Genomic DNA, 22,649 nt, shown 5'->3' on the forward strand with positions numbered 1-22,649 from the left:
GTATCGACCCGCTGAGTGCTGAGTTTTCCGCTCATCCTCTGCCGAAAAGCCCCTTCTTCTCGTAGGGAACGCACTCGGCGCCGCTGACCTTGTAGCCGCTGTCCGCGAGCGCCGACTCGATCTCCGATCTTGTGAGGGCGGACTCGCTGATGATGACAGTCTCACCGTTCTTGTGGGAAGAATTCACCTTTTTGACGGCGAGCTTTGCGCGGATGGCATCGTTGACGTGCGCCTCGCACATACCGCACATCATGCCTTCGATCTTCACTGTTGTCTTGTACATATCATCCATTCCTTTCGGTATGCGTCACTGACTCTGCGAAAGCAGATAGCCCACCAGTTTTTCAAGGGTCTGCTCATCGAGCACCGATGAGATCATCATGCTCGCCTCGCCTGCTTTTTCGGGGGCGATACAGACCTTTTTCGAGAGGAAATCCTGCAATATCACGCATGGCGTGAACAGGCCGTTCGCTTCCGAGACGCCTTTCTGGGTCAGTGCTATCCTGCGGTAGGGCTCTTTTGAGATGAGCCCTTCTTCGATGAGCTTTTTCTCCATCTTGACCACGCTCGCCTTTGCGACGTGAAGGTACTCCGCGATATCCGTGGTGCGCACGGTCTTGCCGTTCTGACCGAGCTGGTAGATGGTGATGAGGTATTTTTTCTGCTGTTCCGTTAGCATTGTCCTTCTCCTTAGTTAGTCCTGGATAACCTTTATGATTATATCACTGTTTCGTGCCGCTGTCAACATCTGGGAGAAAAGAGGTTAGCGTTTTCTAACTATTTGACAAAATTTCGGTTGCATTGAGCTAACTTATGTGCTGAAAGTACAAATCAAAATACCTCTTTTCGGCACGTACCGAAAGAATAGGGGTTGATTTTACGTCCGCGATATGCTATAATAGAATAAAAATAAAAACAGGGGTGTGGTCAATATGAAAAAGATCTACGAATCGGGCGAGGATTATCTTGAAACGATACTCATTCTTCAGAAAAAGCATGGAGAGGTGCGCTCGATAGATATTGCCCGCGAAATGGAGCTTTCAAAGCCCAGCGTCAGCCGTGCGGTCGGTATCCTGCGCGAGGGCGGGTTCATAAGCGTTGACGGGGGCGGCTATATCACGCTGACCGACGCAGGCCGCGAGGTCGCGGAGACCATTTATGAACGCCACGTTTTCTTTACCGACTGGCTCAGCAGTCTCGGGGTGTCTCCCGAAGTGGCTGCCGATGACGCCTGCAAGCTGGAGCACGACATAAGCGCAGAGAGCTTCACAAAGATCAAGGAATTTTTCGAGAAGAATAAATGATATCTCAGCTGCTGTCATTACCCGACAGCAGTTTTTTTTGTGCATAGCTTCCGCAAAAAAATAAGGCTGCACAGCGTGGTGCCGTGCAGCCTTGGTTCGCGTATTTATCAGTCGCGTCTGTCCTCGGCGTTGAGGTTGCCGAGCGAGAGGGACTTGAGGTAGGCGTTGATGAAACCGTCAAGGTCGCCGTCCATGACAGCGCTGATGTTCGCGGTCTCGAAGCCTGTGCGGGTGTCCTTTACCAGCTGGTAGGGCATGAAAACGTAGGAGCGAATCTGCGAACCCCATGCTATCTCCTTCTGGACGCCCTTGATGTCGTTAATGGTGTCAGCGTGTTCCTGTTCCTTGATCTTGACCAGCTCTGCGATGAGCATTTTCATAGCGTAGTCTCTGTTCTGGAACTGGGAACGCTGGGTCTGGCAGGCGGTGACGATACCCGTCGGCTTGTGTATCAGACGAACTGCCGAGGAAGTCTTGTTGATGTGCTGACCGCCCGCACCCGACGAACGGTACACCTGCATCTCGATATCGGCAGGGTTTATCTCGACGTTGATGGAGTCATCCATTTCGGGCATTACGTCAACAGCCGCGAAGGAAGTGTGCCTTCTGCCCTGTGCGTCGAAGGGGGACACGCGGACGAGTCTGTGAACGCCCGATTCGCCCTTGAGGTAGCCGTAAGCGTTCTCGCCCTCGATTATCATAGACGCGCTGCTGATGCCTGCCTCACTGCCTTCCAGGTAGTCGAGGGTCTTTACGCTGAAACCGTGAGCGTCGCCCCAGCGGCTGTACATACGGAACAGCATCTCCGCCCAGTCCTGAGCCTCGGTTCCGCCGCTTCCTGCGTGGAAGGTAACAATCGCGTTGGACTTATCGTATTCGCCCGTCAGCAGGGAAGCGAGGGTAAGCTCCTCGATCATATTGCCGAGAGCCTCGATCTCTGCGCGGATCTCCTCGATGATCTCCTCCGAGTCGTCCTCTTCGGCGGCCATCTCTATCATGACCTCGATATCCTCGAAGGTCTGTGTCATTTTCTCATACTTTTCGATGTGTCCTTCAAGGGTACGTGTCTCCTTGAGGACGGGCTGGCTCTTTTCCACGTCGTCCCAGAAGCCGGGCTCTGCGGCCTTTTCGCGAAGTTCGAGGATGCGCTCCTTGCTGTTTTCGATATCGTAAACGTCGTGAAGTTCCTGAATCTTCGGGCGGAAGCTTTCCAGTTCAGATCTGAGGTTCTCTAAAAATACCATAAAAATCTCCTTATCCTGCACGTTATATTATCACACAATTATATTTATTATAACTCAATCTGCGCCCTTTGTCAAGAGCGGATACGTTTAATAGGAGTTTTTCACAAAAACGCTATATTTATATGTTCAAAATAGACTTTATTATCACAAGTACTTGATTTCTTTTAATAAATATATTATAATATTCCTATATGTGCTTAATATTTTTTTTAGACAGTCAGGTGAGCTTTTATGGAAAAAGATATAGATGAAAAAAGCACACGAAGGGGTAGGGTACGGTTCTTTCTGCTGTACTGTATCGCAGGCGTTGTGCTGAATCTCACGCTTGCGGAGATAGTTGATCTGATGGGCATACCCGCGTTTGCCGACACGGCAGGCACAATGTCGATCTCCATGCTGGGCGGTATGCTCCCCGGAGTTATCGTGGGGTTTGTCACAAACGCGATAAAGTGCATCACGAAGAGCAACGAGATGTACTATGCGGCGCTGAATATGCTGTCGGCGATAATGGTCTCGATATTTGTGCGGAAGGGCTGGGTGAAGAAAAAGCTCGGCTGTGCTGCATCCATCGCCATCATCACGGCAGTGACGGCGACCATCGGCACGGTAATGACCTGGTTCCTGCATTCGGCTGACATAGGCGGCACTTCAAAGGAACTGGCGCTGGATCTGCACGAGTCGGGACTGCCGAGATTCTGGGCGCTGTACCTGTCGCTGTTCATAACCGAGCTGTTCGACAAGGGGCTGTCCTTCATCGCGGCGCTGTTCATGGTAAAGCTCGTACCCGAGAAGGTCGCGGCTTCGATGCCCCCCACGGGCAGATGGCAGGCACCCATCGACACCGACATGGCGGCAGGCATCAAGAGCGAGAAAAACCGCGTGGTCTCGCTGAGGACGAAGATGCTCATTATCCTTGTGGCGGCTTCGGTGCTGGTGGCGGGCATCGCTATCGTTATCAGCTTCGTGCTTTTCAAGCGCTCGATGAAGAACGACCATATCAGGCTCGCGGACGGTATCGCAACGATTGTCGCTTCAAAGATCGACCCCGAGAAGGTGGATGCCTACATGGAAAACGGCGTTGACGAGCCGGGGTATACCGAGACTCTCGAAGAGATGTACAGGCTCAAAAACAGCCTGCCCGACATACAGTATATGTACGTTTATCAGATACATGAGGACGGCTGTCATGTGGTGTTCGACCTTGACAGCGATGTGCAGGGTTCCGCGGCGGGTGACGTCGTCAAGTTTGACGAGTCCTTCATGAAGCTGGTGCCCACCCTTCTGAAGGACAGAAAGATCGACCCGATAGTTACCGACGGCGCTTTCGGCTGGCTCCTGACCGTCTACAAGCCCGTCTACGACAAGGAAGGGAACTGCGTCTGCTACGCCTGCACCGATGTCTCCATGAACCTGCTGGAGACCTACGGCTACAGCTTCATCACCAAGCAGGTGTCGCTTCTCATCGGCTTCTTCATGCTGATACTGGCGGTGGGTCTGTGGCTGGTTGAGTACAACGTCATCGTTCCCGTGAACACTATGGCTTACAGCGCCGAGGATTTCGCCTACAACAGCGATGAAGCCCGCGACGAGAGCGTGCGGCTGATGAAGTATCTCAACATCCGCACGGGCGACGAGATAGAGAACCTCTACAATGCCTTCGTCAAGACCATCAGCGAGAGCATGAGCTACGTTGACGACATCCAGACCAAGACCGAGACAATCTCGAAGATGCAGAACGGTCTTATCATGGTGCTGGCGGACATGGTCGAGAGCCGCGACAAGTGTACGGGCGACCACGTAAGAAAGACTGTGGCGTATTGCAGGGTGATACTCAGACAGCTCAAAGAAAAGGGCTACTACAGCGACATCATCGACGAGGAGTTCACGCGGAACGTCATGAACGCCGCACCTCTCCACGACATCGGAAAGATACAGGTCTCCGACACCATCCTCAACAAGCCTGGCAAGCTGACCGACGAGGAGTTCGAGATAATGAAGACCCACACCACCCGCGGAAGCCTTATTATCGACAGGGCAATCGCGATGGTGCCCGATTCGGACTATCTTACCGAGGCGAAGAACGTTGCCGAGTTCCATCACGAGAAGTGGAACGGCAAGGTCTATCCCCACGGTCTGAAAGGGGAGGAGATACCCCTTTCGGCAAGGATAATGGCGGTTGCCGACGTGTTCGACGCGCTCGTTTCTCAGAGGAGCTACAAGAAGCCCTTCACGGTGGAGAAGGCTATGAGCATCATCCGCGAGGACGCAGGCACCCATTTCGACCCGTATGTGGCTGACGCCTTCCTGAGCGCGGAGGATGAGGTGCGCCGTATCGCCGATGACCACGCCAAGAGCTTTAGCTGACAGGGAGTTGTTTCACATGAAGAAGAGAATATTCGCCGTAACGGCGGCGGCGATGATGCTGGCAGGGTGCGCCGATGCGCGGAAGGATGACGGCGCCGCAGCTGCGGAAAAAGCCGCGCCCGAGACCTCCGTCACAACGGCGGAGACCACCACAACGACCACAACGACCACCCTCGTTTCGACTTCCGCACCGCCCGACGAGGACAGCCCCTACGGTTTCGAGAGTGGCTGTATCGTTGCCTATCAGGACACGCCTTGGGTCAGGGCGATGGAGGAGTTCTATTTCAGCGAGGAAACGGGCGACTACCTCGCGCAGAGCATCGACAGCTACGCGGAAAAGCTCGATGGGGTGAACACCTACCTGATGATGATACCGACCTCGCAGGAATTCTATACCCCCGTGGAGATAAAGGACGACTATCCGGACCAGGCGGAGTGCGCGGACTACGTATACTCGAAGCTGAAAACGGCGAAGAGTGTACCCATCGACCGTCTGCTCGGCGAACACAAGGCGGAATATCTCTACTCGCGGACAGATTACCACTGGCAGCCGATAGCGGCGTTCTACGCGGCGCGTGAGTTCGCGGAAAAAGCAGGCGTGCCGTTCCCCGAATTTTCGACCTATCAGGCGGTGGAGCGTGAGGGCTATCTCGGGGCGTTCTACAGCGTCAACGGCATATATCAGCTGGAGGATCATCCCGATACTTTCACCTACTACAAACCCGCGAATCTCGGCCGCTGCAAGGTGCTGTCCTACGATACGTGGTTCAGCGGCGAGGGCTACGAGGGCAGCCTTTTCTTCGAGGATATGGACATAGGTTCGAGCTACACGGTGTTCGTGGGTACCGACGATACTATCTTAGAGATAGATACGGACGTGAACAATGACAGAGTCCTCGTGGTCTTCAAAGACAGCTACGGAAACGCGCTCCTGCCGTTCCTGACAGGCTCGTTCTCCAAAATATACCTCTGCGACGACAGGTTCTTTAACACCAACTCCCTCAGCTTCGCAAAGGAAGTGGGCGCCACCGACATCCTCTACGCCCTCGGCGCCGCCTCAACATCCAGCTACGAAAAAGTCTCTCTCATCGAACAGAATATGTACCGGTAGAGTGCGGAATTTAGCTGTGGGAAACCCGCCTTAGCTTCGCACGCCCGCCTTAGCTTCGCACGCCCGCCTTAGCTTCGCACGCCCGCCTTAGCTTCGCACGCCCGCCTTAGCTTCGCACGCCCTCCTTAGCTTCGCACGCCCGCCTTAGCTTCGCACAGCCGCCTTAGCTTCGCACGGCTAGAAGAAAGGTTCTCCCCCAGACCCACTTCCAAAGACTTTTAATATTGTCGTTTGTTGGATGTGGTTTGGAAGATAGGCTCTCTCCATAAATGAAAAAAAAGACAGAAAAAGTAAGGCGGGAGTTTGTCTCCCGCCGTTTTTCTTTGCTATAAAATGTAAACGCTCACCCATGCCTGAACCACACAATGAGGCGTAGCCCGTCTTTGAACGTCTTTTTGGCAAGGGGCAAGCAACATAAGAGAAGAACTACGATCTTCCCGACCTGTACAAAGTAAGAAAGGATCACCAAAAAGCCAAAAAGTATTAAAAGTTTTAGGAAAGGGGTTTGGGGGATTACCCTTTTTCAAAAGGGTTTCCCCCAATAAGTTCAGCACTCTTGAAAACAAAGCATCACAAGATGAGTTCCATGCCCGTGCAGTAGGGGGTCATGCCGAGGGAGCGGTAGAAGGCCATGGCGGGCGGGTTGCATTCCCAGACGTTGAGGGTCACGTTGTAGCAGCCGAGTTCTTTTGCAAGCTGTCTGACCGCCGCGAATATCTCGGTACCGACGTGCTGACCTCTTGCGGACTCTTCGACGCAGATATCATCGACGTACAGAGTCCGCATCGCGGTGTGAACGCCCTCGCCGTCGTAGATTTTCAGCTGACAGAAAGCGTAGCCGAGCATCGTGTCATCGTCCTCAACTGCCGCGAGGATGGGCTTATCCTGGTCATCGAGGATAGTCAGAAGTTCCTCGGTGGTATACTTTTTCGCGCCCGCCCTGAAAAGGTCGGGTCTGCCGTCGTGATGGACCCTTGCGACCTGATACAGCAGTCTGTTCAGCCCGTCGATATCCTTCTTTTCCGCTCTTCTTATCTTCATTTCATACCTCCGTACCCTCGGCGAAAAACTTGCCGAGCTTTTTGTATCTCACGTAAATATACGCCAGCCCGAGCGCTGCCGCCGTTATCGCCCAGCTCAGCGGATACGCCGAGATGAGGTTCGTGAAAGTGCTTTTGTGTTTGAAAATCGTGTAGACCCATGTTATCCTGACGCCGCAGATGCCTGCCACGCATATGAGCGCAGGCACCAGCGAGTAGCCGAAGCCGCGCATCCATCCCGAAAGTATCTCGATGACCACGTTGAATATCTCCGCCAGCAGGATGTAGCGCATCCTGACGATGCCGTAGTTTATCACATCGGGGTCGGGGTTGAACATCGAGAGCAGCGGTCTGCCCATCAGCAGTATCAGCATCGACACCGACACCGAGAACACGGCGTTTTGCAGCATCGTGACGCGGAGTATCTTCTGACAGCGGTCGGGTTTGCGTGCGCCGTAATTCTGCCCGACGAAAGTGGTGCAGGTCTGACCGAAGGCGCTGAGTATGTAGTAGACGATGACCTCGATATTGAGCGCCGCCGCCGAGCCTGCCATAACGTCCTCGCCCAGCTTGTTGATGGAAGCCTGAATGATGATGTTCGACAGGGCGTAGACCATGCCCTGCAAGCCTGCGGGCAGACCTATCTGCACCATCTGATTCAGTATCCTGCCGTCGAGGCAGAGCTTTTTCGGGTCGAAGTGGGCGGCGCCTGTGTCCTTGTAGAGGAAAAACACAAGCATCGCCGAGCTGATGAAAGTTGACATCACGGTCGCAAGTGCCACGCCGATGACCGAGAGTTTCAGCACGATGACAAAAAACAGGTTCAGCAGGACGTTTATCACGCCCGAGCTGAACAGGCAGATGAGCGGCGTCCGCGTGTTGCCCCTGCTCCTGAACACTGCCGACGCAAAGTCGTAAAGCAGTATCACGGGCAGACCTGCGAGGTAGACGCGGAAATATTTCAGGCTGAGGGAGAAAACGTTCGAGGGTATCGACATCCTGCGAAGTATCGCGGCTGAAAAAAACTCGCACACCAGCGCAAGGATCACACCGCTTATGACCGACACCGCAAGAGCCGTGTGGACAGCCCTGCTGACTTTCTTGTCGTTCCGCTGACCCGTGTATTTCGCGATGACTACGTTCGCGCCCACCGAAATGCCGATGAACAGACTGATGATGAGGTTGATGATGGGGGTGTTCGAGCCGACAGCCGCCATGGCTTTTTTTCCGACGAACCGCCCGACAACAGCGATGTCAGCCGCGTTGAACAGCTGCTGCAAAATACCCGTCGCGGCAAGCGGCAGCGCAAACTTCAGCGTCTTGTCCCCCACCGAACCCGACAGCATATCAATGTCATTCTTCTTCATACATTCTTTTCCTTTATTTACAAAATATCTCCTTTTTATTATACCACAGATTTGTGACTTTTTCTCAGTTATTTTGTCAAAATCCCGATTCGACGGGGGAGAGTGAGTTTATACGAAAAATGCTTCTGAGCAGGGGTGGCAGGGATGAAATTTTAAAAAATATCGGATATTCCTTGACTATTTAGTTATTTTGTGCTATAATATTCAATAGTATAGTGAAATTTATTCCGATTTATGGGAGGGATAGCATGGACTTAAGCAATTATTACAATATAGCTTCGTTTTCAGCGTCTTTTCTCATCTCTGTTACCTGCCTGATATTCAAGTTCAGTCAGCAGCGCACGGAAAGAAAGCACAATAAGATCTACATAGCCATTGTCGGCATACTGATAATCAACTCCATCACTTCGATACTCGCGGAGTTTTTCGTGGCGGCGGCGCCTTACTCAAAGTTATTCGCGGTGCTGCTGGAGATTTCGCAGACGAGTTATTTTCTGTTCCATTCGGCACTGTGTCCGCTGTTTTTCTGCTATGTGATGAGGGTCAGCGGCTCGGGGTTCATCACGAAGCGGACGAAGCTGTTTTTTATGCTTCCGTTCCTGCTGACGCTGATACCGATAATCCTGAACCCGTTTTTCCACAGCTTCTTCTACTATACCGACGGGTACAAGTTCACGAGGGGGCCTGCGGAGGCGTCGATCTACATTTCGGGAGCGCTCTATCTTGCGCTGTCGGCACTTCTGCTGATGTTCTCATGGCAGGCGCTGACCTCGAAACGAAAGATCGCGCTCGTGTATTTCTTCATGATAACGGTGATAGGCATACTGACGCAGCTTTTCTTTATGTTCATAAAGGCGGAGCTGTTTGCCGAGTCTCTTGCACTGCTGGGCGTTCTGTTCGCGATAGAGAGTGAGGATGACCGCATAGACGTTGACACGGGTCTGTACAACAGAAAAGCCCTGAAAAACGATATAAACAGCTTTATCGTCAACAAGCGTCAGCTGTACATCGTCTGCGTGAGGATAACCAACAGCGACATCCTGCGCAAGGCAGTGGGTTCGGAGAACACCGACATCCTTTCGGAGGTCGTGTCCGAGTATCTGAAGACCATCGTTCCGAAGCACCACATCTACAACACTAACCCCGGTTCCTTCGTGTTGACGCTGATGGACTGCACCAAGGAACACGCCCGTGATGTCTGCCTGCAAATGAAAGACCGTTTCGACCGCGTGTGGACTTACGGCGATTCCGAGCTGCCGCTGTCGGCAATTTTCATGGCTGCCGAAGTACCCGAGCGCATCACAAGCGCCGCGGACGCTTTCTACATGGTGGACAGCCCGATACCCGCAAACAACGACAAGAAGATACTTCTCGGCAGCGACCTTGACTACCTGCTGAGACGTTCGGCGGTCGAGAACGCCGTCACAAAGGGTCTGAAAAACAACAGCTTTGAGGTCTACTACCAGCCGACCTATCAGCTCAAGGGTCAGAAACTGCACGGCGCCGAGGCGCTTATCAGACTGCACGACAAGCAGATAGGCAGCATCTTCCCCGATGAGTTCATTCCCATCGCCGAGCAGATCGGCATGATAGAACAGATAGACGACTTCGTTCTGCGGGAGGTCTGCAAGTTCATAAAGAGCGGCCTGCCCGAGAAATTCGGCATGGACAGCATCAACGTCAACCTCTCGGTCATCGAGTGTATGCAGCCCGGATTCGTCAAGCATATCAACAATATCGTGGACGAGATAGGCGTTGACAAGCACATGATAAACTTCGAGATAACCGAGTCGGTGGCGGCGAGCGACTACAAGCTGCTCAACTCGGTGGTGAACGCGCTGAAAAATCACGGCTTCCGCTTCTCGATGGACGACTACGGCACGGGCTACTCTAACATGGAGTCGATATTCTCGCTGGATTTCGACGTGGTGAAGATAGACAAGAGCATCCTCTGGAGCGCCGAGACGAGCGAACTCGGTCAGATAATCCTCGAAAACAGCGTCCGCATGATAAAGCAGATGAAGCGCGAGATACTCGTCGAGGGCGTGGAGACCTGCAAGCAGATAGAGATGCTCGACAAGCTCGCGGTAGACTATTTGCAGGGCTATTTCTTCTCCAAGCCGATACCGAAAGAGGAGTTCATAAAGATGTTACAGGACAATGATGAAGAAAAGGAGAACGTAAAAAATGAGAGTGCTGATAGTGCGTCACGGTGAGCCCGATTACGCTCACGACTGCCTGACCGAGAACGGCAGACACGAAGCCGAACTGCTCGGTGAGCGCATCGCAAAGCTGGGGGTGGATGATTTCTACGTGTCGCCCATGGGCAGAGCGCGGGAGACCTGCGAGTACACAGTGAAGCGTCTCGGCGTTGAAGCCGAGGTCTGCGACTGGCTCCACGAGTTCGACGTGCGTGTGAACGGAATGGAGATATGGGACTTGAGTCCCGAAAAATGGACAAAAGAGAGACGCTTTTTCAGCGAGGATACTTTCCTCGGCGCGTCTCCGCTTGATACGGAAGAGATGCGCGTGAGGACGGCGGCTGTCCGCGAGGGTCTTGACGGCATACTTGCGAGGTACGGCTACATCCGCGAGGGCGGTGCATACCGCAGCGGCAGAAACGACAAGACTATCGCGCTGTACTGCCATTTCGGGGCAGGCTGCATGGTGATCGCGCACCTGCTCGGTATCTCGCCGCTGCTGACCTTGCAGGGGTTCAGCTGTGAGCCGACGGCAATCGCGATGCTCTGCACCGACGAGCGTCATGACGGGCTTGTGAACTTCCGACTGCACGGGTACGGTGATATCTCGCATCTCGGCAAGAGCCTTGAAAGCGGCGGAGTATGCTATCAGTGAGGTAAATCATGGAAAAGATAGGACACGCGATAGGGCTTGCGTCGATCGGGATATATGCGGTCGCAGGCACGATTGCCCTGCTTGTTATCATCGCGGCTGTTATGTTCGCGGTCATGAAAAAGCGCGGAACAAAGCAAGTCCCGAAAGCTGTAAGCGCGGCTGTTTTAGTTATTGCCGCGGCACTCATCGGCTCGTTTGTGGTGGGAATAATATTGTACTGAAACAAAAAGCAGTCCTTTTTAAGGGACTGCTTTTTTATGCTTATCTGAGCGGAGCTTTAAGCTCTGCCACGAATTTTCCGACAGGCTCGGGCGAATCCTTGCCGTTTTCGGCTATCTTGTTCACTATCGCGCTGCCCACGATAACGCCGTCGGCAAACTTCGACATCTTCGCTGCCATTTCGGAGTTCGAGATACCGAATCCGATGCAGTAGGGAACGTCACAGTCCTTGAGGGGAGCGAGCAGCGTTCCGAAATCGGTGGTGATGTCCTTGCGGGTTCCCGTAACGCCCAGCGAGGAGACAACGTACAGGAAGCCCTTCGACTCCTTCGCAATCATGCTGACTCTGTCGGCGGAGGTCGGCGCAACAAGGTTTATCACATAGATGCCGTACTCATCGGCGGTATCGCTTATCTCGTCACGCTCCTCGAAGGGCAGGTCGGGCACGATAACGCCGTCGATGCCGCGCTCCTTGCAGCCCTTGAAGAAACGCTCCGTGCCGTACTTGAATATCGTGTTGATGTACATCATCAGCAGGAGCGGCTTGTCGGTTTTTGTGCGGATGTTCGTTACCGTGTCGAATATCTTGTCGAGGGTCGTGCCGTTGTTCAGCGAACGGAGCGACGCTTTCTGTATGGTGTGGCCTTCGGCGATCGGGTCGGAGAAGGGAACACCCAGCTCGATGATGTCTGCGCCCTTGTCGTACATTTCGAGCACAATTTTTTCAGTCGTTTCAAGGTCGGGGTCGCCTGCCGTCACGAATGTGATGAGCGCCTTCTCGCCCTTTGCTTTGAGCTGCTCGAAGCAGCTGTCTATCCTATTCTTCAACTACATCTACCCCCCTGTATCTTGCTATCGAATAAACGTCCTTGTCACCGCGTCCCGAAAGGTTGATGACAAGTATCTGGTCTTTGCTCATGGTCGGTGCGATCTTGAGTGCCGCCGCAACTGCGTGTGAGGACTCTATCGCAGGGATGATGCCCTCGGTCTTGGAAAGGTACTCGAATGCGCATACCGCTTCCTCGTCGGTAACGGGGACATAATCGGCTCTGCCCGTGTCGTGCAGGTAGGTGTGCTCGGGGCCTACACCGGGATAATCGAGGCCTGCCGAGATCGAGTAAACGGGAGCTATCTGACCGTACTCGTCCTGTAAGAACAGCGACTTCATGCCGTGGAAGATGCCCACCGAGCCCAGCGCCATCGTAGCCGCGGTGTCGGGGGTGGAGATGCCTCTGCCTGCCGCCTCAGCGCCCACGAGACGAACGCTCTTGTCCTCGATGAAGTTGTAGAAGGCGCCCATAGCATTCGAGCCGCCGCCGACGCACGCAACAACGCAGTCGGGGAGCTTTCCCTCACGTTCGAGCAGTTCTTCCTTTATCTCCTGCGAGATTATCTTCTGGAAATCGCGCACCATAGTCGGGTAGGGATGCGGTCCCATTACCGAACCGATGCAGTAGAATGTGGTCTCGATGTTCGACACCCAGTCGCGCATAGCTTCGTTGATAGCGTCCTTGAGGGTCGAAGTGCCGCTGCTGACTGGCGTGACCTTCGCGCCCAGCAGGTTCATGCGGTAAACGTTCAGCGACTGACGCTTGCAGTCCTCAGCGCCCATGTATACCTCGCACTCAAGCCCGAAGAGAGCGCATACGGTCGCGGTCGCAACGCCGTGCTGACCTGCGCCCGTCTCGGCGATGATGCGCTTCTTGCCCATCTTCTTCGCGAGAAGTATCTGACCGAGCACGTTGTTGATCTTGTGGGAACCCGTGTGGTTAAGATCCTCGCGCTTGATGTAGATCTTCGCGCCGCCTAAGTCTTTCGACATCTTCTCGGCGTAGTAGAGCATCGAAGGTCTGCCTGCGTAGTCGCGGTAGAGCGTTTTCAGCTCCTCGATGAATGTCGGGTCGTCCTTGTATTTTTCGTAAGCCGCTTCAAGCTCGTGAACGGCTGTCATAACGGTCTCGGGGACGTACTGTCCGCCGTACTGACCGAATCTTCCGATCTTTTCCATTTAAACTCCCTCTCTCAGTCTGTTAAGTTCGTTTGTTATGCTGTCGGCTCTCATGAGCGTTTCGCCGATGAGCACCGCGTCGGCGCCCAGTGAGCGCACGCGCTTCATGTCGTCGTTGGTCTTTATTCCGCTCTCGGAGACGAACACCGTCCCCTCGGGAGCGTATGGCTTCACCTTCTCGACGGTCGCGAGGTCTACCTCGAAGGTCTTTAAGTTGCGGTTGTTCACGCCCACCACCATTTCGGGGCGGTCGATGGCGTATCTCTGCATCTCTTCGACCGTGTGCATCTCGCCGAGCACGCTCAGCCCGAGTTTTTTTGCGAGCCTGTAAAGGTCGCTGAATTCATTTTCGTCCAGTACCGCGGCTATCAGCAGTACTGCGTCCGCGCCTATCGCCGCCGCTTCAAAGAGCTGATACTCGTCGAAGATAAAATCCTTGCGGAGTATCGGGATGTTCACCGCCTTGCGTATCGCCGCCAGGTACTCCGACGAGCCCTGAAAGTAGTGCTCCTCGGTCAGGCAGCTGATGGCGTTCGCGCCTGCCGCCTCGTACTCCTTCGCGAAGTCCACGGGGCGGAAATCGGGTCGGATAAGACCCTTCGACGGCGAGGCTTTCTTGACCTCGCAGATGCAGGCGAGCCTGTCGCCGCGGAGCGCATCCGCGAGCGAGAGCGGCACACGGTCGCAGAGCTGTATCTCTGCGCGTCGGCGCATCTCGTTCAGGGGGCACTTTTCGGTCTCGCGCTCCAGCTGTTTTTTTCTGTATGCGATAATATCGTCGAGTATCATCTTACTGTCCTCTGTTGGTGAACTCGACCAGCTTCTCGACCTGTCTGAGTGCCGCGCCGCTGTCGATAGCCGACTGTGCCAGCTTCACGCCCTCTTCGATGGAAGCAGCCTTGCCCGAAACGTAAAGTGCTGCGCCCGAGTTGAGCAGTACGATGTCGCGCTTGGCATCGGTTATCTCGCCCTTCAGGATGCCGAGGGTGATAGCCGCGTTTTCGTCAGCGTTGCCGCCCACGATATCCTCTTTCTTGCCGCGCTTCAGACCTACCGACTCGGGAGTTACTTCGTAGGAGAGTATCTTGCCGTTCTCGCAGATCTCGCGGACAGCTGTCGGAGCGGAGATGGAGAACTCGTCCAGCTTATCGGTGCCGTATACTACAAGGCTGTGCTTTACGCCGAGGTTTTTCAGAACGTTTGCCACGATGTCAAGCAGTCTCTCCTCGTAAACGCCGATGATGTTGTACTCGGCAGCCGCAGGGTTGGTGAGCGGTCCTAAGATATTGAACACCGTTCTCGCGCCTATCTGACCGCGGACGGGTCCCACGAAACGCATAGCCTTGTGGTAGCTCTGTGCGAACAGGAAGGTCATGCCCACTTCCTCGATGCAGGCGGAAGCCTGTTCGGGAGTAGTGGCGATCTTCACGCCGAGGGATTCGAGCACGTCAGCCGCGCCGCTCTTGGAGGAAACGCTTCTGTTGCCGTGCTTTGCAACAGCCTGACCCAGTGCCGAGATAACGAACGCCGATGTGGTCGAGATGTTGAAGCTGCTTGCAAGGTCGCCGCCTGTGCCGACTATTTCGAGCACTTCGCGCTCGTGAGGAACGGTGGTCATCTTGCCGCGCATACCGAGAGCGCATCCTGTGATCTCGTCGGGAGTCTCAACGTTCATTCTCATGGCGGTGAGCAGGCAGGCGGTCTGAGCGGGAGTAGCGCGTCCGCTCATGATGATGTCAACAGCTCTCTGAGCCTCTTCGCGGGTGAGGTGCTGACCCTCAACGACCTTCGCGATGAGGGGCTTGAGCTCGACCTTCTGTGCGTCGGGAAGCTCTGTGCCGGGCTGGGGCTTGAAGCTGATGCCTGCCTCTTTCAGGAAGTTCGCGAGTATCTGCGAACCCACGGGAGTGAGTATCGACTCGGGGTGGAACTGCAAGCCGTAGGTCTTGTGCTCGCGGTGTCTGAGAGCCATTACTGCGCCGTCGTTCAGGTCCTTTGCGATGACCTCAAGGCAGTCGGGCAGGGTCTCGGTATCGACCACCAGCGAGTGATATCTTGCAACGTTTATCGAGGAAGTGAGACCCTCGAACAGCGCCGTGGTGTTGTCGATGAAAACGGAAGTCTGCTTGCCGTGGAGCGGGTCGTCTGCGCGGATGATCTTTCCGCCGAAGGCTTCCGCGATAGACTGATGACCGAGGCAGATGCCGAGTATCGGGATCTTGCCGCTGAAATGTCTGATAGCCTCCACCGAGATGCCTGCCTGCGCAGGGTAGCAGGGACCCGGCGAAACGATGATCGCTTCGGGGGCGAGCTTTTCAATCTCGTCGATGGTGATCTCGTCGTTGCGGACTACCTTGATGTCCTTGTTCATTACGCCTATCGCCTGATAGAGGTTGTATGTGAAGCTGTCGTAGTTGTCAATAAGCAGTATCACAAATATCACTCCTTTAAAGTTGTGGTTATTTACAATTTTTACCTTTTAAACGGATAAAGTCACGGGGTGGAGCAGTGCCGAAAAACACTGCCTTTCCCTGTATTAAATTATCAATATGTTGCTGACCCTCGTTAATTTTCCGTCTATGAACGCTTCGAGGAAGTATTCGGCGCCCTCATAGGTCGTGTTGGGTAATTCGGTTTCTGCCGCAAGTATCTCGCTGATCCTTTTCCCGTCGTAAATACAGACGAGAGTAAGATTTTTCAGTTCCCCCTCGAAGGGCTGAGTGTTTCGGACGATCTTGCGGAACTTCTTTTCACTTCTGTACTCGATAGTGAACATCTGTTCGTGGTCGTCGGGGATATCGCTCTCAAGTCCGTCTATCGAAGCGATGAATCCGCTGTGGACGAACTGCTCGACATCGTGGGTCAGGTATCCGCAGAAGCTGTCTTTCATGCGGTTTCTGTCGTTCTTTGAGATCTGCGAAACGGTAACGCCGTCAGTGTCGCAGATGGCGTACTCTGCGGTGTAAACTGACCTTCCGCCTCTGCCGCCCGAGGTGACCCGGTAGGTGTTCATGCTGATCTTGCCGAGGGTTATCTTCGCCGATGCTGTCTGCTGTTCCTCCAGATCATGCTGACAGTCGGCAAGCAGCGACACCGCCTTCATTATTTTAAGTCCTTTGTAGCCGTTCTTTTCTGCCTGCAAATCAAAGCGGGATACCCCGGTAGTGATAAACAGCGCTGTTACTGCCGCTATGACCGCAAGATATTTGCTGAACACGGGTCTGAACTTAGGCCTGATCTTTTCATGGCGGTTTTCAAACCAGTTGTCGAACCAGCCTGCCAGAAGCACCGCACCTGCCCATAAAAGCGGTTTTATGAGCATAAATGCGAGCCATTTTTCAAGATATTCCGTTACCTGCCGAAGTCCCTCATGACCGATCGCGGTGTCGGGATAATTTTTCTCTAACAGCCAGTCAAACAGTATCATCGTTCCGAACCACACGCAGATAACGAACCATACCTCAGCGGTCGTTTTCGGGTCGGATTTTTGTTTACTTCGCGTACTTTTCGATGAATTCCGCATCGTTGAAGTAATCGGTTCCGATAGCGTTTCTCACCAGCGAAAGCGTCTCGTTCGATACTTCGATCGCCCTGTCAGTACCCTTTCTGAGGATGTTGAGCAGCTCGCCCTTGTCCTTTGCGAACTCCTCGCGGCGCTCGCGGATAGGTTTGAGCATCTCCTGCATAACGCTGTTGAGGAACTTTTTGCACTTCATGTCGCCGAGTCCGCCGCGCTCGTAGTGCTCCTTCATCTCAGCGAGGTTCTTGTAGTCGGGGAAGTACTCCGCAAAATGCTCCTCGGTGGAGAATGCCTCAAGGTAGATGAACACGGGATTGCCCTCGGTGTGGCCCGGGTCGCTGACGTTGATGTGCGTCGGGTCGGTATACATTCCCATGATCTTCTGCTTGAGGGTCTTTTCATCGTCTTTGAGGTAGATGCAGTTGCCGAGCGACTTGGACATCTTGGTGCCGCCGTCGGTGCCCACGAGTCTGTTGCAGGCGGAGTTCTCGGGAAGGATAGCCTGCGGCTCAACGAGGATGTCGCACTTGTAGATGCGGTTGAAGCTGTTCACGATCTCGCGTGCCTGCTCCAGCATCGGGAGCTGATCCTCGCCCACGGGGACGTACTTTGCTCTGAAAGCGGTGATGTCGGCAGCCTGGCTGATGGGGTAGGTCATGAAGCCTACGGGGATGCTGCGCTCGAAGTTACGCATCTTGATCTCGGACTTGATGGTGGGGTTGCGCTCCAGTCTCGACATGGTAACGAGGTTCGAGTAGTACATCGGCAGCTCGGTGAGAGCGGGGATGTGGGACTGAACGAAGATGGTGGTCTTAGCAGGGTCGAGTCCGACTGCGAGGTAGTCAAGAGTTACTTCGAGCAGGTTCTCTCTGATCTTTGCAGGGTTCTCGGCGTTGTCGGTGAGAGCCTGTAAGTCTGCGATCATTACGAAGGGCTGATATTTGCCCGTGTTCTGGAGCTTCACTCTTGTGCTGAGGGAGCCCACGTAGTGACCTAAGTGCAGCGAACCTGTAGGACGGTCGCCTGTTAAGATGATGTTGTTTTCTGCCATTGGTATATTACTCCTTACGATTCATTATAGAAATAATTATTGTTCTTTTTTGAATTCATCCATCTCTTTTTTGATGAATCTGCCGATCATTTCACGGTAGAGAGCCTCGACCATATCGGGGTCTGCGCCGCATTCTTCGGCCTTGCGCCTTACCTTTTCGATGACTTTCTCGACGCGGCTGCTGTCGCGGACGCCGTCCTCATCTTTCTTGAACGCCGCCGCCTGCGAAACATAGCTCCCGCGTTCGGCAATCAGCTTTATCATCTCGCTGTCGATGCGGTCGATGTTGGCGCGGACTTCATTCAGATCCTTGCAGATCACAGCTTTGCCGCTTCCTTGACTGCGTTGACTACTGCCATCGCCTTGTTGACGCTCTCCTCAAACTCCTTCTCGGGGTCGGAATCGAGCACAACGCCGCCGCCTGCCTGAACGTATGCCTTGCCGTTGCGGAAGAGCACCGTGCGGATCGCGATGCAGGTGTCGATGCTGCCGTCGAATGCGAGGTAGCCGACCGTTCCGCCGTAGAGGCATCTCTTGGTGGTCTCCAGCTCGTCGATGATCTCCATCGCTCTTACCTTCGGCGCACCCGAGAGGGTACCTGCGGGGAGGACAGCCATCAGCGCGTCCATCGGCTTCTTGTCCTCTGCGAGCTTGCCCCTGACGCTGGAAACAAGGTGCATTACCTTTGAGTAGCGCTCCACCGTCATAAGATCGGGAACTTCAACGCTGCCGAACTCCGATACCTTGCCGACATCGTTTCTGCCGAGGTCAACGAGCATCATGTGTTCTGCGCGTTCCTTGGGGTCGTTGACCAGCTGACGCTCGTTTGCGAGATCCTCGTCGTTTGTCCTGCCGCGCTTGATGGTGCCTGCGATGGGGCGGTTCACGATGGTGCCGTCGTTTACCGAGACCAGCATCTCGGGCGAAGCGCCTGCGTAAGCGTAGTCAAGACAGCTGAAATAGAACAGATACGGCGAAGGATTGGTGGTGCGGAGCATTCTGTAAACGTCGAAGCTGTCGGGGGGATTGTCGATCTCGAATCTCTGTGAAGGAACTACCTGGAAGATATCGCCGTTGACGATATACTCCTTGGCCTTTCTTACGTTAGCCATGTACTGTTCCTTGGAGATATTGGACTTGACTTCCGAGACCTTGACGTCAGGCTTTTCCTCGGTAGGCTTGTGAACGTAGTTCTTCAGCACTCCGATTATCTCGCCGACTTTTTCCTCACACTCGGCGTACTTCTTGTCAAGATCGTCGTCAGCCGAGATGTTCAGGATGATTATCGCCTTGTTGCTGAGGTGGTCGTAAGCCACCAGCTTGTCGTAGTTGAACAGTTCCGCGTCGGGAAGACCGAGGTCGTCGTTCGGAACGTTGGTGAGCTTCTTCTCAAAGTATCTCACCATATCGTAGGAGAAGTATCCCATCAGACCGCCCGTGAGCTTAGGTCTGTCGGGGAACTTCGGTGCGCGGTTCTTTTCGATGATGTTGTTGAAGAAAGCGATGGGGTCGTCGCACTGAGTGACCTCGCGCTCGCCCGAAAGCTCTTCAACAGCCGCAACGTGCTTGTCGAGAGTTATGCGCTGTTTCGGCTGGATACCGATGTACGACCAGCGTCCCCACTGATCCTTGTTATCCACCGATTCGAGGATGAAGCAGTTTTCATATGCTGCGTGCAGTGCATTGAAAAGGTGTATCGGGGTGAAATGATCCATCAGCAGCTCGTAGAAAGTAGGTACGTTCTTGTACTCGCGGAGCAGCTCTCTCACTTCTTCTTTAGTGGGGTATAGCATAAATTCGACCTCCTTGGAAAATAAAAAAGCCCCATAGCAGATATTATTCTGCTATGGGACGATTGCTATCGTGGTGCCACCCAAATTCACGGCATGAAGCCGCCTCAGCAGGTACGCCCTTACACAAAAGGGAAATACCCTGTCACACTAACGCAGGAAACGCGGCGATCGGTACTTCACCACAGGGGTGTTTAACGATGCTCCTCACAGATCCATTCGCCCAAGCCTCCGCTGTATGCTCACACCGACCGCATACTCTCTGAAAACATCCGCAGGGGTTACTTACTTCTGCTCATAGGATTTGAACTGTATTCGGTTTAAAACTCTATATGACATTATACAGTCAATATATTAACAATTAACGCAAATAAAACGAATGAACTGTAAATTTCATTCCCCGCGTCTGCGCGTCTGTTCGGGTGCGGGGCGCTGCATACGCTTCATATAGCGTCTCTGCATCTTTACGATATGCGCTGTCACGAATATAACGGTGAACATAATAACGGTGAAAAGCGCCGCCTTGAACTGTGTGCTGTGCTTGAAGGACTTCGCAACGGCTATCCTCTCGGCGGGCTTTGAGCGCTCGACCGTATCAGTCGCGATGAGGGGGATCTTCGCCACCTCTTCGTTCTCGTAGCTGATGGTTATCTCACCGAGTTTGTCGCCCTTCTTGACGGGAGCGATGACGTTGTCGAAGATCTCGATGCTGCGTTCTATCTCTTTGTCCTCGACGTAAACGGGCAGCTCAATGGAGAAATCCTCCTCGGGTTTGAGGGTGACGTAATCCCTCCCGTTTTCGCCGTACTCTATCTTCGCCTCGCCGACCTCGCTGTTCTTGTTGACTATCTGTCGGCTGCTGACGTAGCTGTAAGCCCACTGATAGAGGTTGATATGGTCAACGAGGTTGTAGTAAACGGTGTCGTAGGCGTATACCGAGCCCGGGTTGTCGTAGCCTTTCTGGTAATCCTCATCCAGCTTGTTGAGTGGTGCGCCCATGGAGATGATGAGGTATCTGCTGCCGTCGTTGACCGAATAGGAGGCAAGGCATCTTCCCGCAAGGTCGAGGGTACCCGTCTTGATACCTCTGCAATAGGAGTAGAAGTACGCCGAATCGGGGTTGAGCATATAGTTGGTGTTGTAGATGTAAGTGCCGTCGGGGTGAACGCTCGTGGCGGACATGGTGTAGTCGTTCATGCAGACTATGTCCTTGAACACGGGGTAAGTCTCGATGGCGTATGTGCAGGCCTTTGCAAGGTCCTGACAGGTGGTGTAGTTATTGTCGCCCGAAAGACCGTGTGCGTTGGAGAAGTGGCTGTCGGTCATGCCGAGCTCCGCCGCCTTAGCGTTCATCTTGTCCGCGAATGCGTCCACCGAGCCGCACATACCGAAAGCGATGATGTTTGCGGCTTCGCAGGCGGAAGGTATCATGAGCGCCGCCAGCAGGTCGTAGCAGGTGACCTCTTCGTCGGGGTAGATGTCGGCGGTGGAAGCGCCCGTGCCGTAGATGTCGTCGAAGGCTTCGGTGCCTGCCGAGTATTTTGTGCTTTTGAGCTTGCTCTCGTCGCCGCCGAACTCGTCGAGCAGCACGATGGCGGTCATTATCTTTGTCAGCGAAGCAGGCACGCGCTGTTTGGTGCTGTCGATGTCGATGAGCACCTCGCCCGTGTCCATGTTCAGCATATATACCGACTCGGAGCGCAGTTCGAGCTTAATGTAGTTGTCGTTCTCGTCCTTCTCGACCTTCACGGGGGTGAAGTTGAACGCATCTGCCGTCACCGAGCCGAAGCTGACGGCAAGCATGGCAGCCGCGAGGAATGAGGCTGTCACTCTGCGGAGTTGTTTCTTTATGTTCATGCTGTTTTCCCTTATCATTTTGTTTTGCCCGCGCCTTGTCAGACCGGGGTGCAAATTTTATTATAGCATACCCAAAAGAAAAAATCAACCCATTTAGCCGAAAAATTGTACACAAAAATCCCTGCCGTCCGTCAGCTTTTCTTTGCCGAGTATAGGTTCTCCCTGTCTCTTTTGCCCACGAGGGCGAGCCTTTCGAGGTAGCAGAGCACCTTTATCGTGCGCTGTGCGAGGTCGTAGGGAACTTTTGCGGCTTTGGCGAATTCCTTTATCGTGAAGCGTTCCTCAAGCCCCTCGGGGATGAACATATCGAAATCCTCGGGGCAGTCGATGCAAATCTCGTCGAGCAGTTTCGCGGGCTGCCTGTCCTGTCGGCGGGAACCGCGTTTTTTGTCCTTCGACCAGCCGTTGAGCAGCCGCTGTTCGTACAGTTCAAGCATGACCAGCCGCAGATGGAACCGCGGATTGTCGAGGGTGTACATTATCCTTATCAGCTGATAGAAAGCGTCGATGGGCTTCATGCGTTTCGGTGACTTTCTCGGCGCGGACATCTCGCCCGTGTCGGGGTCTATCCAGCTGATGTATTTGACAGCCGCCATCGGATAAACGACGGTCACGTCCGCGAAGTCCAGCAGGAGTTCGAGCTTCGGGCGGAGGGGCGTGAAGCTGCCCGTCTGTATCTCGATGATGCCGTCCTCGCCGATGATGTCCGCCACGTACCTGCCGACGGGTATCTCGTGGCGGTCGGTATCGGGCTCATAGTAACGTTTCAGGACAGCATGGAGCGTCTTTTCGTTGAGCACGCCGATGCCCGAGCGTTCGTGTTCTTCCTTCGTCACTTCCGAGCAGGCTCTTTCAAATCTTTCGGTGTCTATCATTTTCTTTGTCCCATAAAAATACCCGAATAAGCGGCTTATTCGG

21 protein-coding genes and 1 other annotated feature are annotated in these 22,649 nt (G+C 53.9%); of the genes, 6 read left to right on the forward strand and 15 right to left on the reverse strand.

Annotated features, from left to right (window positions below):
• Nucleotides 1-31: 31 nt before the first annotated feature.
• On the reverse strand, nt 32-283 hold the full coding sequence (locus tag BT142_RS11775; RefSeq protein WP_072418396.1) for a heavy-metal-associated domain-containing protein: 252 nt from the start codon (nt 281-283) through the stop codon (nt 32-34).
• Nucleotides 284-307: 24 nt separating this feature from the next.
• Complete coding sequence (locus BT142_RS11780) at nt 308-679, reverse strand: metal-dependent transcriptional regulator (protein WP_072418397.1); 372 nt, start codon at nt 677-679, stop codon at nt 308-310.
• 253 nt (nt 680-932) lie between these two features.
• On the opposite strand from BT142_RS11780, the gene BT142_RS11785 reads away from it, so the two are divergent.
• Nucleotides 933-1,304 carry a metal-dependent transcriptional regulator gene (locus tag BT142_RS11785; RefSeq protein ID WP_072418398.1) on the forward strand — a complete coding sequence of 124 codons (372 nt, stop codon included), beginning with the start codon at nt 933-935 and terminating at the stop codon, nt 1,302-1,304.
• Nucleotides 1,305-1,411: 107 nt separating this feature from the next.
• On the opposite strand, the gene prfB is transcribed toward BT142_RS11785, so the two are convergent.
• Complete coding sequence (gene prfB, locus BT142_RS11790; RefSeq protein ID WP_072418399.1) at nt 1,412-2,548, reverse strand: peptide chain release factor 2; 1,137 nt, start codon at nt 2,546-2,548, stop codon at nt 1,412-1,414.
• Nucleotides 2,549-2,779: 231 nt separating this feature from the next.
• On the opposite strand from prfB, the gene BT142_RS11795 reads away from it, so the two are divergent.
• The gene (locus BT142_RS11795; protein WP_072418400.1) at nt 2,780-4,912 is read left to right on the forward strand and encodes an HD-GYP domain-containing protein; all 2,133 of its coding nucleotides are present in this window, start codon (nt 2,780-2,782) and stop codon (nt 4,910-4,912) included.
• A gap of 16 nt (nt 4,913-4,928) precedes the next feature.
• Nucleotides 4,929-6,023: a DHHW family protein gene (locus BT142_RS11800; RefSeq protein WP_072418401.1), complete on the forward strand. Its 1,095-nt coding sequence runs from the start codon at nt 4,929-4,931 to the stop codon at nt 6,021-6,023.
• 570 nt (nt 6,024-6,593) lie between these two features.
• Here the strand turns inward: BT142_RS11800 and BT142_RS11805 are convergent.
• Nucleotides 6,594-7,064: a GNAT family N-acetyltransferase gene (locus tag BT142_RS11805; protein WP_072418402.1), complete on the reverse strand. Its 471-nt coding sequence runs from the start codon at nt 7,062-7,064 to the stop codon at nt 6,594-6,596.
• Between the two features lies 1 nt (nt 7,065).
• The gene (locus BT142_RS11810) at nt 7,066-8,430 is read right to left on the reverse strand and encodes an MATE family efflux transporter (protein WP_072418403.1); all 1,365 of its coding nucleotides are present in this window, start codon (nt 8,428-8,430) and stop codon (nt 7,066-7,068) included.
• 248 nt (nt 8,431-8,678) lie between these two features.
• Between BT142_RS11810 and BT142_RS11815 the strand changes: the two genes are divergently transcribed.
• The 3 genes from BT142_RS11815 to BT142_RS11825 are packed head-to-tail and all read left to right on the forward strand — an operon-like array spanning nt 8,679 to nt 11,507.
• Complete coding sequence (locus BT142_RS11815) at nt 8,679-10,646, forward strand: bifunctional diguanylate cyclase/phosphodiesterase (protein WP_072418404.1); 1,968 nt, start codon at nt 8,679-8,681, stop codon at nt 10,644-10,646.
• Nucleotides 10,618-11,286, forward strand: a complete 669-nt coding sequence (locus BT142_RS11820) for a histidine phosphatase family protein (RefSeq protein ID WP_072418405.1) — start codon at nt 10,618-10,620, stop codon at nt 11,284-11,286. The genes BT142_RS11815 and BT142_RS11820 overlap by 29 nt, the downstream gene beginning before the upstream one ends.
• An 8-nt stretch (nt 11,287-11,294) precedes the next feature.
• Nucleotides 11,295-11,507, forward strand: coding sequence for a hypothetical protein (locus BT142_RS11825; RefSeq protein WP_072418406.1), 213 nt, complete (start codon nt 11,295-11,297; stop codon nt 11,505-11,507).
• Between the two features lie 40 nt (nt 11,508-11,547).
• Here the strand turns inward: BT142_RS11825 and trpA are convergent, their stop codons facing one another.
• The 10 genes from trpA to BT142_RS11875 form a co-directional block, all read right to left on the reverse strand.
• Complete coding sequence (trpA, locus tag BT142_RS11830) at nt 11,548-12,333, reverse strand: tryptophan synthase subunit alpha (RefSeq protein ID WP_072418407.1); 786 nt, start codon at nt 12,331-12,333, stop codon at nt 11,548-11,550.
• On the reverse strand, nt 12,323-13,513 hold the full coding sequence (gene trpB, locus BT142_RS11835; RefSeq protein WP_072418408.1) for a tryptophan synthase subunit beta: 1,191 nt from the start codon (nt 13,511-13,513) through the stop codon (nt 12,323-12,325). Before trpB ends, trpA begins: the two co-directional genes overlap by 11 nt.
• The gene (gene trpC, locus BT142_RS11840) at nt 13,514-14,302 is read right to left on the reverse strand and encodes an indole-3-glycerol phosphate synthase TrpC (RefSeq protein WP_072418409.1); all 789 of its coding nucleotides are present in this window, start codon (nt 14,300-14,302) and stop codon (nt 13,514-13,516) included.
• Between the two features lies 1 nt (nt 14,303).
• Nucleotides 14,304-15,947, reverse strand: coding sequence for a bifunctional anthranilate synthase component II/anthranilate phosphoribosyltransferase (locus tag BT142_RS11845; RefSeq protein WP_072418410.1), 1,644 nt, complete (start codon nt 15,945-15,947; stop codon nt 14,304-14,306).
• A gap of 102 nt (nt 15,948-16,049) precedes the next feature.
• Nucleotides 16,050-17,036 carry a hypothetical protein gene (locus tag BT142_RS11850; protein WP_139182225.1) on the reverse strand — a complete coding sequence of 329 codons (987 nt, stop codon included), beginning with the start codon at nt 17,034-17,036 and terminating at the stop codon, nt 16,050-16,052.
• Complete coding sequence (gene trpS / locus BT142_RS11855) at nt 17,005-18,084, reverse strand: tryptophan--tRNA ligase (protein WP_072418412.1); 1,080 nt, start codon at nt 18,082-18,084, stop codon at nt 17,005-17,007. Before trpS ends, BT142_RS11850 begins: the two co-directional genes overlap by 32 nt.
• Before the next feature lie 36 nt (nt 18,085-18,120).
• Nucleotides 18,121-18,405, reverse strand: a complete 285-nt coding sequence (locus BT142_RS11860) for a chorismate mutase (RefSeq protein WP_072418413.1) — start codon at nt 18,403-18,405, stop codon at nt 18,121-18,123.
• Entirely contained in the window at nt 18,402-19,877 is a 1,476-nt protein-coding gene (gene trpE, locus BT142_RS11865; RefSeq protein ID WP_072418414.1) for an anthranilate synthase component I, read from the reverse strand. Before trpE ends, BT142_RS11860 begins: the two co-directional genes overlap by 4 nt.
• A gap of 51 nt (nt 19,878-19,928) precedes the next feature.
• Nucleotides 19,929-20,182 (reverse strand) — a binding site (T-box leader).
• Nucleotides 20,183-20,267: 85 nt separating this feature from the next.
• Complete coding sequence (locus tag BT142_RS11870) at nt 20,268-21,731, reverse strand: D-alanyl-D-alanine carboxypeptidase family protein (RefSeq protein WP_175444939.1); 1,464 nt, start codon at nt 21,729-21,731, stop codon at nt 20,268-20,270.
• A 131-nt stretch (nt 21,732-21,862) separates the two neighbouring features.
• On the reverse strand, nt 21,863-22,606 hold the full coding sequence (locus BT142_RS11875; protein WP_072418415.1) for a DUF8091 domain-containing protein: 744 nt from the start codon (nt 22,604-22,606) through the stop codon (nt 21,863-21,865).
• Nucleotides 22,607-22,649: the final 43 nt, after the last annotated feature.

Origin of the sequence: Ruminococcus sp. YE71 (genome assembly GCF_900119155.1) — a bacterium.
GTDB lineage: Bacteria > Bacillota > Clostridia > Oscillospirales > Ruminococcaceae > YE71.

Coding starts and splice junctions, on each gene's coding strand:
- BT142_RS11775 (WP_072418396.1), bottom strand. CDS start 283: ATGTACAAGACAACAGTGAAGATCGAAGGCATGATGTGCGGTATGTGC.
- BT142_RS11780 (WP_072418397.1), bottom strand. CDS start 679: ATGCTAACGGAACAGCAGAAAAAATACCTCATCACCATCTACCAGCTC.
- BT142_RS11785 (WP_072418398.1), top strand. CDS start 933: ATGAAAAAGATCTACGAATCGGGCGAGGATTATCTTGAAACGATACTC.
- prfB (WP_072418399.1), bottom strand. CDS start 2,548: ATGGTATTTTTAGAGAACCTCAGATCTGAACTGGAAAGCTTCCGCCCG.
- BT142_RS11795 (WP_072418400.1), top strand. CDS start 2,780: ATGGAAAAAGATATAGATGAAAAAAGCACACGAAGGGGTAGGGTACGG.
- BT142_RS11800 (WP_072418401.1), top strand. CDS start 4,929: ATGAAGAAGAGAATATTCGCCGTAACGGCGGCGGCGATGATGCTGGCA.
- BT142_RS11805 (WP_072418402.1), bottom strand. CDS start 7,064: ATGAAGATAAGAAGAGCGGAAAAGAAGGATATCGACGGGCTGAACAGA.
- BT142_RS11810 (WP_072418403.1), bottom strand. CDS start 8,430: ATGAAGAAGAATGACATTGATATGCTGTCGGGTTCGGTGGGGGACAAG.
- BT142_RS11815 (WP_072418404.1), top strand. CDS start 8,679: ATGGACTTAAGCAATTATTACAATATAGCTTCGTTTTCAGCGTCTTTT.
- BT142_RS11820 (WP_072418405.1), top strand. CDS start 10,618: ATGAGAGTGCTGATAGTGCGTCACGGTGAGCCCGATTACGCTCACGAC.
- BT142_RS11825 (WP_072418406.1), top strand. CDS start 11,295: ATGGAAAAGATAGGACACGCGATAGGGCTTGCGTCGATCGGGATATAT.
- trpB (WP_072418408.1), bottom strand. CDS start 13,513: ATGGAAAAGATCGGAAGATTCGGTCAGTACGGCGGACAGTACGTCCCC.
- trpC (WP_072418409.1), bottom strand. CDS start 14,302: ATGATACTCGACGATATTATCGCATACAGAAAAAAACAGCTGGAGCGC.
- BT142_RS11850 (WP_139182225.1), bottom strand. CDS start 17,036: ATGCGGAATTCATCGAAAAGTACGCGAAGTAAACAAAAATCCGACCCG.
- trpS (WP_072418412.1), bottom strand. CDS start 18,084: ATGGCAGAAAACAACATCATCTTAACAGGCGACCGTCCTACAGGTTCG.
- trpE (WP_072418414.1), bottom strand. CDS start 19,877: ATGCTATACCCCACTAAAGAAGAAGTGAGAGAGCTGCTCCGCGAGTAC.
- BT142_RS11870 (WP_175444939.1), bottom strand. CDS start 21,731: ATGAACATAAAGAAACAACTCCGCAGAGTGACAGCCTCATTCCTCGCG.
- BT142_RS11875 (WP_072418415.1), bottom strand. CDS start 22,606: ATGATAGACACCGAAAGATTTGAAAGAGCCTGCTCGGAAGTGACGAAG.